Below are 12,827 nucleotides of genomic sequence, written 5' to 3'. Positions count from 1 at the left end.
TCCGCAAAAATCATTGGGGCGAAAAAGGCAGCCATTATAGGGTCGCGGGCGCTAAACAGAAACACGAGAGGTGATATCACTGACGGAGTGAATCCCCTGCCGTCGGGGATAGACATGTCAGTACAAGCCGGCAAACACAAAATCTGTGTCCACGGAGAGCAAATGTGGGAGCGGGCTTGCTCGCGAAAGCAGCGTACCAGGCAACATTGATGTCGACTGACACGCCCTTTTCGCGAGCAAGCCCGCTCCCACAGGGTTTTGCGTTAGTGGAAGAGAACCGCAGTCTTCTGCAGCGTCACCCAGACACCCCACGCCAACGGTATGCCCACCACCAACCACGCAGCCACCGCCAACGGTTTGGTGCCCGCATCCGCTTTCCACTCCAGCACGGTGCTGGCGTCAGCCCCTTTGTCGTGGCCCAGCGCCTGTTCGGCCGCCAGTTCAGCGTCGGTCATGAAGTACTTGTCGGCCACCGGGCGAACCATCAGATTGCACAGAAAACCCAGCACCAGCAGGCCCGCGAGGATGTACAGGGTGATGTCGTAAGCCGCGGCACGTTCAACGCCAATGCTCAGCTGATATTCACGCAGGTAGTTCACCAACACCGGCCCCAACACACCCGCCGCCGCCCACGCGGTCAGCAGACGACCGTGGATCGCGCCGACCATTTGCGTACCGAACAAGTCAGCCAGGTAAGCCGGCACCGTCGCAAAACCACCGCCGTACATCGACAGAATGATGCAGAACGCCGCCACGAACAGCGCGACGCTGCCCAGATGACCGAGGTTCGGGATCAGCGCGTACAGTGCGAAACCGAGGGCGAAGAACACGAAATAAGTGTTTTTGCGACCCAGGTAGTCTGAGAACGAAGCCCAGAAGAACCGGCCACCAATGTTGAACAGGCTCAGCAAACCGGTGAAGCCAGCAGCAATGGCAGCGATTGAGGCCAGTTGCCCGGCATCCAGCTGACCAAATGTCTGGTCGGTGCCCAGCAATTTACCGGCGAAGACTTCCTGCAGCAGCGGCGAAGCCATGCCGAGGATGCCGATGCCCGCCGAAACGTTCAGGCACAGCACCAGCCACACCAGACGGAATTGCGGAGTCTTCCACGCCACATTCACGTGGACGTGACGGTGAGTGATCATCGAGTTCGACGCTTTTTTCGCCGGAGCAGTCCAGCCTTCAGGCTTCCAGCCGGTTGGCGGAACGCGGTAGGACAGTGCGCCACCGATCATGAACACGAAATAGATCGCAGCCATTACCAGGAAGCTCTGCCATACGCCCACGCTGGTTGGCGAAGCGAAGTGACCCATCAGCGCTGCAGCCAGTGGAGCACCTACCATCGCGCCACCGCCGAAGCCCATGATCGCCATGCCTGTGGCCATGCCGCGCTTGTCCGGGAACCACTTGATCAGGGTCGAGACCGGCGAGATGTAACCCAGGCCCAGGCCAATACCGCCAATGACTCCGGAGCCGATCCACATCAGCCAGATCTGGTGGGTATAGACCCCGAGCGCCGAAATCAGCAGACCGCCACACCAGCACAGTGCCGACACAACACCGGCCTTGCGAGGGCCTGCGTGCTCAAGCCAGCCGCCCCAGATCGCTGCCGAGCAGCCAAGGAAGATGAAGAACAGGGTGTAGATCCAGCCGAGCATCGAGATCGGCCAGTCGCATTGAGACGAAAAGACCTGAGCGATGAAGCTCATGTCCGGCGCGCAAGTCACGGCCTTGGTGACGCCCAGGGCTTTGGACAACGGCAACCAGAACACCGAAAAGCCGTAGGCCATGCCGATGCACAGGTGGATGGCCAGAGCGGCCGGTGGTACCAGCCAACGGTTAAAACCGGGCTTGGCGATGATGCGTTCCTTGGACAGGAACGCGGGCTGGTCGGCAAAGCCGTCCGCCGTGATGCTCGTAGTCATGGTGTTTCCCCCAATTATTAGTATTGTTCGCCAGCCGTTCTTCACCCCCAGCCTTAATGCACGCAGGCATGACTGTTTTTTAGGTGAAGCTCCATTTTGGTGCGACATCACGCCACAGAAGGGACGGACGAACGGGCAGAGGTTACCATTTGCACGTGACAGAAAAACCAAACTGATATCACCTTTTGTATGTCATCTGTTCTCGTACAACCGCAAGAACATGTTTTCACACGTAGAGGCCGGATTAACTTTTCAAAGGAAGCGCCATGCCGATCATTGTCGAACTGCTGAACCAAGCCACTTATCAGGATCAGCAAGATCTGCAGAAGATCTACCGCGATGCCCCGGACTGGCTGTTTGCGCCATTCACTGGGGAGATGCAGCTGATCGAAGGCTGCCTGCAGGACGGTTCGCTGATCGCCGGACGCTTCAACGATCGGCTGTTGGGTGCGGCACGTTTGCAACGGCACCAGGACGTCTGGCATTTGTCCCATTTATGCGTACGAAAAATCACCCGTCGTCGTGGGGTTGCCGAGCGTCTGGTGAACGAAGCGCAGAAAATGGCGTCGCAATCAGGCGCGACATTGCGGCTGTTGGCGCCTGCCGGGCACCTCGAAGCTCAAGCGCTGGTGGCTAAGCTGAAGGTACCGCTGGATGAGCTCCCGATGTGATCGCTGACCGGTCAGCCACTTCGGAGCGCTATACTCCCCGGCTAAATTTCGAATTCGACTAATACAAGGACTCGCCCATGAAAGCGTTCGGCAAAATCCTGGGTCTGGTACTTCTCGGGCTGTTGCTGATCATTGTGGCGCTGGGCTTTGCCCTGACCCACCTCTTCGATCCCAACGACTATAAAGACGAGATTCGCCAGATTGCCCGCGACAAGGCCCACATCGAGCTGACGCTCAATGGCGATATCGGCTGGAGCCTGTTTCCCTGGCTGGGCCTGGAATTGCACGAAGCCAGTGTTGCAACCCTGGCCAAGCCTACCGAACCGTTCGCAGACTTGCAGATGCTCGGCCTGTCGGTCCGCGTGATTCCGCTGCTGCGCCGCGAAGTGCAGATGAGCGATGTGCGCGTCGAAGGCCTGAACCTGCGCCTGAATCGTGACAAGGACGGCCATGGCAACTGGGAAGACATAGGCAAGGCACCTGCTACCCCGACGACGTCGGCCACGCCGCCCGCCGCCACCGGCGAACCTGCACCAACCACTACCGTTCAGGCAGAAAAACCGGCCCAGCCGATCCGCCTGGACATCGACAGCCTGACCGTCAACAACGCCCGCGTTGAGTACAGCGACGAGAAAACCGGCAAGCAGTTCAGCGCCGAAAGCATCCAGCTGAGCACTGGCCCCGTGCACGACTCGACCAACATCCCGGTCAAACTCACCGCGTTCCTCGGTACCAACCAACCGGTTCTGCGGGTGCGCACCGAGCTGGCCGGCGAGTTGCGTTTCGAACGTGCGCTGCAGCGCTACAAATTCGAAGACATGAAACTCTCCGGTGAAGTCGCTGGCGATCCGCTGCAAGGCAAAACCATGACCTTCGCCGCTCAAGGCCAGCTGCTGCTGGACAAGGCCGCCAACGTCGCCGAATGGACCGGCATCAAGATCTCCGCCAATCAGCTGCGCGCCTTGGGCGAACTGAAGGCCAACGACCTCGACAAGACCCCGCAAATCAGCGGCGGCCTGTCGATTGCCCAGTTCGATCTGGCGAAATTCGTCGACAGCATCGGCCAGAAACTCCCGGCGATGGCCGAAGGCAGCCTGAGCAAAGTCGAACTGGCCAGCCAGGTTGCCGGCACGCCGACCAGTTTGACCCTCGACAACCTCAACCTGAAGCTCGATGACAGCACTTTCAGCGGCCGCATCGCTGTCGAGGACTTCGCCAAGCAATCGCTGCGACTGAACCTCAAGGCTGACACCTTCAACGTCGATCGTTACTTGCCGCCAAAATCCGCCGAAGCCAACAGCGCGAAGCAGGTGCGTCAGGCCGAAGTGGCCAGCACCGAGAGCGAGGCGATGGCTGGTGCAGGCAGTTCACCGCTGCCGCCCTCACCGACCAAAGGCCCGTGGAGCACCGAGCGTCTGTTGCCGGTGGAACGCCTGAGCAAACTCGACGTGAACGCCGACCTGACTTTCGGCCAGCTGACCCTCGACAAACTGCCGATTCAGAATGCGGCACTCAAGGCCACAGGCCAAGGCGGCCTGCTGACGCTGGAGAACCTGCGCGGCGACCTGTACGACGGCAACTTCGAAGCCAAAGGTACCCTGGACGTGCGCCAGCAAGTGCCGGCGCTGAACATGCAGACGCGCATCAGCAAAGTGCCTGTAGAAAAAATCCTCGAAAGCCAAGGGAAAAATCCACCGCTCCAAGGCCTGGTTACGCTCGATAGCGCGCTGACCAGCAGCGGCAATAGCCAGAGCGTGCTGATCGATAACCTCAACGGCAATGCCAGTTTCGTCATCAACAACGGCGTGCTGCTCAATGCCAACCTTGAGCAGCAACTGTGCAAAGGCATCGCCACCCTGAATCGCAAAACCCTCACCGGCGAGCCACGGGGCAAGGACACACCGTTCGAAGAGCTCAAGGGCAACCTGACCTTCCGCAATGGCGTGGCCAATAACCCCGATCTGAAAGTGCGCATTCCGGGCATGACCGTCAACGGTAACGGCGACATCGACCTGCGGGTGCTGGGCATGGATTACCGCGTCGGCGTGATCGTCGAAGGCGACAAGAGCGACATGCCGGACCCGGCCTGCCAAGTCAGCGAGCGCTTCGTCGGCATCGAGTGGCCACTGCGCTGCCGTGGTCCGCTGGAACTGGGTGCCAAGGCTTGCCGCGTCGACAATGAACGCATGGGACAAGTCGCGAGCAAACTGGCTGGCGAGCGAATCAGCGAAAAAATCGACGAGAAGCTTGGCGATAAAGTCAGCCCGGAACTGAAAAACGCGCTCAAGGGGCTGTTCAAGCGATGAGAGCCGAGCAGTTTTCAACGGCGGTGCTGGATTGGTACGACCGCCACGGCCGCCACGATTTGCCTTGGCAACAGGGCATCACCCCTTACCGGGTGTGGGTCTCGGAAATCATGCTGCAGCAGACCCAGGTCAGCACTGTGCTGAATTACTTCGACCGTTTCATGGCTTCGCTGCCAACGGTCGAAGCTCTGGCCGCCGCGCCGGAAGACGAAGTGCTGCACCTGTGGACCGGTCTCGGTTATTACACCCGCGCGCGCAACTTGCAGAAGACTGCGAAGATTGTCGTTGCCGAATATGGCGGCGAGTTTCCCCGTGATGTGGAAAAGCTCACAGATCTGCCGGGTATCGGCCTGTCCACGGCCGGCGCGATTGCCAGCCTGAGCATGGGCCTGCGGGCGCCGATCCTCGATGGCAACGTCAAACGGGTGCTGGCGCGCTTTACCGCGCAAGAGGGTTATCCGGGCGAGCCCAAGGTTGCCAAACAGCTGTGGGCCAACGCTGAGCGCTTCACGCCACATGATCGGGTCAACGCCTACACCCAGGCGATGATGGATCTGGGCGCCACGCTCTGCACCCGCAGCAAACCGAGCTGTCTGCTTTGTCCGCTGGAAAAGGGCTGCGAGGCGCACATGCTTGGCCTGGAAACCCGCTACCCGATCCCCAAGCCACGCAAAGCCGTGCCACAGAAGCGCACGCTGATGCCGATGCTCGCCAATGGCGAAGGGGCGATTCTGCTTTACCGTCGCCCTTCCATGGGCCTGTGGGGCGGTCTCTGGAGCCTGCCGGAACTCGACGACCTCGATGACCTTCAGCATCTGGCTTCGCAGCATTCGCTGGAGTTGGGCAGCCAACAGGCCCTGCCGAGCCTGGTACACACCTTTAGCCACTTTCAGTTATCCATCGAACCCTGGCTGGTTCAGGTCCAAGAGGCTGGCCATCACGTGGCCGAGGCCGACTGGCTCTGGTATAACCTCGCCACCCCGCCGCGCCTGGGCCTTGCCGCCCCGGTCAAAACCTTGCTCGAACGCGCGGCCGCCGTATTGAACGCAGGAGAGTCGTCATGACCCGCACCATCATGTGCCGCAAGTACAAAGAAGAATTACCCGCCCTGGAGCGCGCTCCATTTCCGGGTGCAAAAGGTCAGGACATTTTTGACCACGTCTCGGCCAAGGCCTGGGCCGACTGGCAGAAACACCAGACCCTGCTGATCAACGAAAAACGCCTGAACATGATGAACGCCGAAGACCGCAAATATCTTCAAGGCGAGATGGACAAGTTCTTTTCCGGCGAGGAATACGCCAAGGCCGAAGGCTACGTTCCGCCAGCTGAATAATCCCGTTTTTTCGGGGGGCGGATCGTAAGCGACGGTAATAATTAAAATTTTTTTGAAAACTTTCTTGACGACCCCCTGAAAAACCAGTTTAATGCGCCCCGTTGCCCAGATAGCTCAGTCGGTAGAGCAGGGGATTGAAAATCCCCGTGTCGGCGGTTCGATTCCGTCTCTGGGCACCAAATACCGAAAACCCTGAATCGCAAGATTCAGGGTTTTTTTATGCCCGCGATTTGATCAGGCATCGTGCAAGCGTCTCTCTTGGGCTAGTTTTCAGTATTCCAGTGGAAGACAAGATTGCGAGCGGCGCCACTTCCTACATCCGCCGTATCACGCCGTTCCTCACCATTGCGTGTCGCGACGACGGTGTACTTGCCAGGTGGCAGCTGAACATAAACCAACGGGCCGGCTTCGCTCAGCGTCAGCACGGGTTGCCCCGGGTCTTTCTGAATGACCAGATTCACATCCGGAACATATTTGCCCTCCGCCCCGATGGAGAAAGTCATGTGCAGGTTGTAGCCCTGCGCTTGTTGAATGGCTCGAGCCTCATCCTCTCCGATCCCCCCGGACAGGTAAGTAATCCCGTTTTGCTGTTGCTGCTGGACTTGCACGCCTGTGCTGTCGATCGGTTCAAGACTGGCGGCGTTAAGCACGACTGGAAACATCAGTACGCCGACGGCGGCGATGGGCAGCATGAATGAATGGATTTTCTTCATGATGGCGACTCCCGGGTTACGCAGAACCCAATCGTTACGCTTTTTAGATTTGTTGCTGAATGTTCAAGTTTTAGATCGATTAGCACTTGGGCTCACTGCGAATCGGACTACGTGATGTGCTCCTCATGCATGGGCTGCCGTCGGCCCGGTCCTGCAAAGCAAATTCGCCTTTCCTTCCGACTTACCAGCAACGCCCGGCATCGCGGACTATCACTCTCTTGCCATCCTCTTCCGCCTGTTTCCTTAGCCGCGGAAAATGTCATGAGCTCCCTCAAACACGGTAACACTCAAGATCCACAGATCACTTCACTGCTCGGCAGTCTTGGCGAATTGATCAAGGAAGCGCGCCAGAAAGTGCTGCGAGCGGTCGATACCGTTCAGGTGCAAACCTGTTGGCAGATCGGGCGGCATATTGTGGAGTTCGAGCAGGAAGGCGCTCGGCGGGCGGTGTATGGCAAACAGTTGCTATCGACGCTGGCGAAAGTACTGACGTCAGAGTTTGGGAAAGGTTTTGACGAACGCAACCTGCGATACATGCGGGACTTTTATCAGACCTTTCCAATTTGGAACGCAGTGCGTTCCGAATTGAGCTGGACCCACTACCGCAGACTGCTACGAGTCGACAACGACAACGCTCGCCACTGGTACATGAACGAATCTGCTCTGCAGAACTGGTCAAGTCGCGCCCTCGAGCGCCAGATCAATACCCTCTATTACGAACGCTTGCTGGCGAGCCGCGACCGGGCTGCCGTCAAACAGGAAGCCGCCACCAATATCCAGCAAATGAACGCCAGCCCTCGGGATTTCATCCGCGACCCAGTCCTATTGGAATTTCTCGGCCTGCCCAATGCGGGCTTGATCCAGGAAAGCGAACGTGAACAAGCATTGATCAATCAACTCCAGGGCTTCCTGCTCGAATTGGGCAAAGGCTTCGCCTTCATCGCTCGCCAGCAACGCATCAGTACCGAGAGCAAAGACTTCTACATCGACCTGGTGTTCTACAACTACCTGCTCAAGTGCTTCGTCATCTTCGACCTCAAGCGCGGCGTACTGACCCACCAGGATGTCGGCCAGATGGACATGTACGTGCGCATGTACGACGACCTCAAGCGCGGCCCGGAAGATGGCCCCACCGTCGGCCTCATTCTCTGCGCGCAAAAAGATGAATCGGTGGTGCGCTATTCAGTGCTGCAAGGCAACGAACAACTGTTCGCCAGCACCTACAGACTGGTGCTGCCGAGCGAGGAGGAACTTCGCGTAGAACTGGATCGGGAATGGGCGGTGCTTGAGGAACGGTTACTCAAGCAAAGGCTCCGATAAGCACCGGTGGATTGTTCATAAACAGCGCGAAGACTATGGTGGTTGGCTAACCGCAAAGGTTCAACGCCGATGAATTTGCAGGACATGCCCTCACTGGCCCCGACGCAACTTGAATTGCCGTTACCCACCGGCACACCTGGTGAATCTTTCAACGAGCCCGCCGCCGATGGCTTCATCCTTGGCGGCTTCACCTGGCGGCATGCGAATCAAGACCCAACCCGTCCTGTGGTGATCATCAACGCCGCTACTTCAGTTCGTTGCCGACACTACTCGCGCTTCGCCGATTACCTGTTCACCAACGGCTTCGACGTAATCACCTATGACTACCGCGGCATCGGCGAGTCGCGCCCCGCGTCGCTGAAGGGGCTTGAGGCCTCATGGTCCGACTGGGGCGCGCTGGATTTCGAGGCGATGCTGCAAAGGGCGCAACGCAAGTTTGCGGAACAACCCATCAATGTCGTCGGCCACAGCTTTGGCGGTTGCGCGGCCGGGCTGGGAGCCTCCGGGCATGTGATCCGACGCCTGGTGACGGTGGGTGCGCAGTTCGCTTACTGGCGCGACTACGCCCCTGCTCATCGCTGGCGAATGTTTGGCAAGTGGCATGTGGTGATGCCACTGATGACCATGCTTTGCGGCTATTTTCCCGGCAAACGCCTCGGCTGGCTCGAAGACACCCCGGCCGGTGTAGTCCGCGACTGGAGCATGCTCACCGCCCGATACGAGAAACGCCCCAGCGGCCGTGTCATCTACGCCAAAAACGGTCAGCTTCCCTTCGCCAATGTCACCGCCCAGACCTTGGCGATCAGCCTCAGCGATGATCCCTACGGCACGACTCCGGCCATCGAACGCCTGCTCGACTACTTCACTGGCAGTACAAACACCCACCTTCGAATCACCCCTGAAGACATCGGCGAAGAAGAAGTCGGACATTTCGCCTTTTTTCGCAGCGCATACCAAGCCACACTATGGCCCATTGCATTGTCCTGGCTGCAGACCGGCGAGCTGGCCCCCGATACACCCGGGCGGCGAGTGCCACGCAGTTGATGGATGCGCCCCCTCAATGAATTACGGAACGACGCCCATGGCCTCCGCCAACAAGCAGAACAAACGCGCCTCCCGCGCCAAAGCCAAGGCCAAGCAAAACCGCACCCAGCGGGCTGCCGCGCCGGTCGAGCTGGACCCGAACGACGATCGCATCGACTTCGAATCGGTAGACCTGACTGAACTGTTCAAGAAAATGATCGATGCTGAAAAAATCAGTCAGCAAGCGATGTGCGCAGCCTTCCTCGAAGACCCGCTGCTGGAACTGGTGTACGAGCAGGAAGGCGAAGAAGGCGCAATGGACTTCATCCTCGCGGCACTGATCGAATACCGCCAATGGTCCACCGAGACCGACGAAGCCGGCGCTCTGGCGTGGATCGAATCCCCGGCCTTCCAGGCTGACTACGTGGCGGCGTCCGACGCCATCGCGGCCCAAACCCAACAGAAACCAAACTGAGTTCCCATGGCATCCCTGAACAAGCAACAGAAACGCGCCAAACGCGCCAAGATCAAAGCCAAGCAAATCAATATTCACGGCAGAAAACCCGCCGCACTGGACGATGATCTGGGGGAAATCGGCGAGCCAATCCCGGAATACACCCTGGCGATGTTCAGCAAAATGCGCGACGCCGAGGCTACCAGCCGCAACGACATGCTGCTGACCCTGCTGTCGAACCTCGCCGAAATCATCAGCGACCATCCAGAATTGCTGGACATGGAAAACGCCGACAACGAAGCCATGGCCGCCACGCACCTGGCCGCCGACATGCTGATCGACTACCGCATGTGGGCCGATGGCATGGACCGCGACGCCGCCCAGGCCTGGCTGACCGACCCGCAATTCATCACTGACTTTGGCGATGCGCTGGACAGCTATCGTCAGTCGCTGGACTTGCCGGTGGAAAAGGCTAAGTAAGGCCACTCTGGAAGTAAAAACGGCTGCTTGTCATCTCTGACAGCAGCCGTTTTTTGTAACCATTGAAACTGTCGTGACTATCACAACCTTTCATCAGTCATCGCGTATATCCCATTGACATATCCCAACAAAATTCTATCCTTCTGACTTCAAGCGTTAGCAAAGCGCAGGAGGCCTGCCATGGAACAAACCACCCTTTTTATGAGCAATCGAAGCCAGGCCGTCCGCCTGCCCAAAGCTGTCGCAATGCCCAGTGATGTGAAGCGTGTCGATGTTATCGCTATCGGCAGGACTCGCCTCATCACCCCGGCAGGAGAAGCCTGGGATAGCTGGTTCGACGGCGAAGGCGTGAGCGCAGACTTTATGGCTGACCGTGAGCAACCAACCGATCAGGAGCGTGAGTCGTTTTAATGATCAAATTCATGCTCGATACCAACATCTGCATCTTCACCATCAAGAACAAGCCACAGATTGTACGCGAAGCCTTCAATCGTCATCACGGCCAGCTATGCATAAGCGCTGTCACCTTGATGGAGTTGATTTACGGTGCAGAAAAATCTGCTGCACCGGAAAAAAACCTCGCTGTCATCGAGGGCTTTGTTGCCCGTCTTGAGATCTTGCCTTTTGACTATGAAGCAGCAGCACACACCGGAATGATTCGCTCGGAATTGGCTAAAGCAGGGACACCAATAGGCCCTTATGACCACATGATTGCCGGCCACGCACGCTCACGAGGGTTCACCATCGTGACGAATAATCTACGGGAATTTGAGCGTGTATCCGGTTTACGAGTTGAAGACTGGGTGCACCCCGCTTGAATCGAGCACAACAGACAAAACAAAAACGGCCGCTTGTCATCACTGACAGCGGCCGTTTTGCATTACGCGGTACGAATCAGTTCAGCACCACCGCGCCCACTTTCTGCAGCTTGCGACGACGAGCCACAAACAACCCGGCAGCCACTACCAACAAGCTCAACAGGCCGGTCGCGAGGATCTCCACGCGGTGGGCTTCCTGGAACAGCATGATGGTCAGGGCCGCAACGATGAATATGATCACCGCGTAGGTCAGGCCCGGGAACAGCCACATGCTGAAGGCGATTTTTTCACCGCGAGCCATACGCTGCTTGCGCATACGCAGTTGCGAAATCGCGATCACCAGGTACACCAGCAACGCGATGGCGCCAGAGCTGGCCAGCAGGAATTCAAATACAGCGGCCGGGGCCACGTAGTTGGCGAAAACCGCGATGAACGCAGCACCGGTGGACAACATGACGGCCCAGTACGGCGTGCCGCTCTTGTTGGTGCGCTGGGAAACGGCAGGCGCATCACCGCGTTTGCCCAGAGAGAACATCATGCGCGAGGCGGTGTACAGCGCCGAGTTCAGGCAGCTGGTTACCGCAACCAGAACCACGATATCGACGATCAGCTTGGCATTCGGGATACCCATGCGCTCCAGCACGGTCTGGTAGGAACCGACGCTGGCCAGGATCGGGTCGTTCCATGGCACTAAGGCCACAACGATGAAGATGGATACAAGGTAGAACAAGCCAATCCGCCAAATGACCGAGTTGGTAGCCTTGGAAATCTGCTGGCCAGGGTTCTTCGACTCCGCGGCCGCGATGGTCACGATCTCGGTGCCCATGAAGGAAAACATGGTGGTCAGGATGGCACCCAGCACCGCGCCCATGCCGTTTGGCAGGAAGCCTTGAGTGTCAAACAGGTGCGACACGCCGCTGACCTGACTGGTAGGCAGGAAGCCGAAGATTGCCAGAATGCCAAGACCGATAAAGCCGATGATCGCCACGACTTTGACCAGGGCGAACCAGAACTCGAACTCACCATAGTTCTTCACACTGAACAGGTTGGTCACCGTTAGCAGCAACGTGATAACCAGCGTGAAGGCCCAGATCGCCACATTCGGGAACCAGGCATGCAGAATGGTCGCGGCAGCGTTAGCCTCCAGCGGGATGACCAACACCCAGAACCACCAGTAGAGCCAGCCGATGGTGAAACCGGCCCAATGACCGATCGCGCGATCGGCGTACGTGGAGAAGGAGCCTGTATCTGGCGATGCAACGGCCATCTCACCGAGCATTCGCATGACCAGAACCACCAGAGCACCGGCGGCCGCGTAGGCCAACAGTACAGCCGGGCCGGCAGCAGCGATGGCGTGGCCGGAGCCGACGAACAGCCCGGCGCCAATAACCCCGGCGATCGACAGCATGGTCACATGACGCGGTTTTAGCCCCTGCTCGAGGCCATTGGAGGAGCTTTGGCTACTACTCATTAAGACTACCTTTGCAAGTAAAGCGATGACGTCGGCCCGGTCTGACATTCCTTCTCGTAAAAAGAATCCAACAGGGCGTTTCTTATTCTGCACGCAATAATTGCGCCAAAATGTTTCATAAGCCCGCTATACGGGGCCTGCGCTTGAATCGAGCAATCATCGCAAGTCATTGAGATTAATGGCATTTCGCCAGAGCGTTACCCTGCCACCCACTTCAAGAACGAATCAGCGCACCGGAAACACACCAAAAAATTCGGGCATGCACAATAAAAGTGCAGATCAGGAACGTTTGTCCGGTTAGCGCTTCCAACAC

Annotated in this window: 13 protein-coding genes and 1 tRNA gene; 11 read left to right on the top strand and 3 right to left on the bottom strand. The window is 58.1% G+C overall.

The window, feature by feature from the left end:
* Positions 1 to 263: 263 nt before the first annotated feature.
* On the bottom strand, positions 264 to 1,925 hold the full coding sequence (locus KVG95_RS07265) for an OFA family MFS transporter (protein WP_052962820.1): 1,662 nt from the start codon (positions 1,923 to 1,925) through the stop codon (positions 264 to 266).
* Positions 1,926 to 2,191: 266 nt separating this feature from the next.
* Here KVG95_RS07265 and KVG95_RS07260 point away from each other — a divergent pair, with 266 nt between their 5' ends.
* The 5 genes from KVG95_RS07260 (at position 2,192) to KVG95_RS07240 (ending at position 6,414) form a co-directional block, all read left to right on the top strand.
* Complete coding sequence (locus KVG95_RS07260; RefSeq protein WP_217855270.1) at positions 2,192 to 2,596, top strand: acetyl-CoA sensor PanZ family protein; 405 nt, start codon at positions 2,192 to 2,194, stop codon at positions 2,594 to 2,596.
* Positions 2,597 to 2,673: 77 nt separating this feature from the next.
* On the top strand, positions 2,674 to 4,902 hold the full coding sequence (locus tag KVG95_RS07255) for an AsmA family protein (RefSeq protein ID WP_217855268.1): 2,229 nt from the start codon (positions 2,674 to 2,676) through the stop codon (positions 4,900 to 4,902).
* Positions 4,899 to 5,966, top strand: a complete 1,068-nt coding sequence (gene mutY, locus KVG95_RS07250; protein ID WP_217855265.1) for an A/G-specific adenine glycosylase — start codon at positions 4,899 to 4,901, stop codon at positions 5,964 to 5,966. Before KVG95_RS07255 ends, mutY begins: the two co-directional genes overlap by 4 nt.
* On the top strand, positions 5,963 to 6,235 hold the full coding sequence (locus KVG95_RS07245; protein WP_007897448.1) for an oxidative damage protection protein: 273 nt from the start codon (positions 5,963 to 5,965) through the stop codon (positions 6,233 to 6,235). The genes mutY and KVG95_RS07245 overlap by 4 nt, the downstream gene beginning before the upstream one ends.
* A 103-nt stretch (positions 6,236 to 6,338) precedes the next feature.
* Positions 6,339 to 6,414 (top strand) — tRNA-Phe (locus KVG95_RS07240).
* Positions 6,415 to 6,498: 84 nt separating this feature from the next.
* Here KVG95_RS07240 and KVG95_RS07235 read toward each other — a convergent pair.
* Positions 6,499 to 6,948, bottom strand: a complete 450-nt coding sequence (locus tag KVG95_RS07235) for a carboxypeptidase regulatory-like domain-containing protein (protein ID WP_217855263.1) — start codon at positions 6,946 to 6,948, stop codon at positions 6,499 to 6,501.
* Positions 6,949 to 7,209: 261 nt separating this feature from the next.
* Between KVG95_RS07235 and KVG95_RS07230 the strand changes: the two genes are divergently transcribed.
* The 6 genes from KVG95_RS07230 (at position 7,210) to vapC (ending at position 11,043) form a co-directional block, all read left to right on the top strand.
* A complete protein-coding gene (locus tag KVG95_RS07230; protein WP_217855261.1) occupies positions 7,210 to 8,268 on the top strand; it encodes a PDDEXK nuclease domain-containing protein in 1,059 nt (352 codons plus the stop codon).
* Positions 8,269 to 8,337: 69 nt separating this feature from the next.
* Positions 8,338 to 9,312, top strand: a complete 975-nt coding sequence (locus KVG95_RS07225) for an alpha/beta hydrolase family protein (protein ID WP_217855259.1) — start codon at positions 8,338 to 8,340, stop codon at positions 9,310 to 9,312.
* Between the two features lie 37 nt (positions 9,313 to 9,349).
* On the top strand, positions 9,350 to 9,766 hold the full coding sequence (locus tag KVG95_RS07220; RefSeq protein ID WP_217855257.1) for a hypothetical protein: 417 nt from the start codon (positions 9,350 to 9,352) through the stop codon (positions 9,764 to 9,766).
* Positions 9,767 to 9,772: 6 nt separating this feature from the next.
* A complete protein-coding gene (locus KVG95_RS07215; RefSeq protein ID WP_217855255.1) occupies positions 9,773 to 10,225 on the top strand; it encodes a hypothetical protein in 453 nt (150 codons plus the stop codon).
* A gap of 180 nt (positions 10,226 to 10,405) precedes the next feature.
* Complete coding sequence (gene vapB / locus KVG95_RS07210; RefSeq protein WP_038978541.1) at positions 10,406 to 10,636, top strand: type II toxin-antitoxin system VapB family antitoxin; 231 nt, start codon at positions 10,406 to 10,408, stop codon at positions 10,634 to 10,636.
* Complete coding sequence (gene vapC, locus KVG95_RS07205; RefSeq protein WP_217855253.1) at positions 10,636 to 11,043, top strand: type II toxin-antitoxin system tRNA(fMet)-specific endonuclease VapC; 408 nt, start codon at positions 10,636 to 10,638, stop codon at positions 11,041 to 11,043. Before vapB ends, vapC begins: the two co-directional genes overlap by 1 nt.
* A 76-nt stretch (positions 11,044 to 11,119) precedes the next feature.
* On the opposite strand, the gene gabP is transcribed toward vapC, so the two are convergent.
* Positions 11,120 to 12,514 (bottom strand): GABA permease, encoded by a 1,395-nt coding sequence (gabP, locus tag KVG95_RS07200; protein WP_217855251.1) that lies wholly within the window; start codon positions 12,512 to 12,514, stop codon positions 11,120 to 11,122.
* Positions 12,515 to 12,827 lie beyond the last annotated feature (313 nt).

Source organism: Pseudomonas farris, assembly GCF_019145235.1.
GTDB lineage: Bacteria > Pseudomonadota > Gammaproteobacteria > Pseudomonadales > Pseudomonadaceae > Aquipseudomonas > Aquipseudomonas farris.
This window is presented reverse-complemented; position numbering and strand designations above follow the sequence as displayed.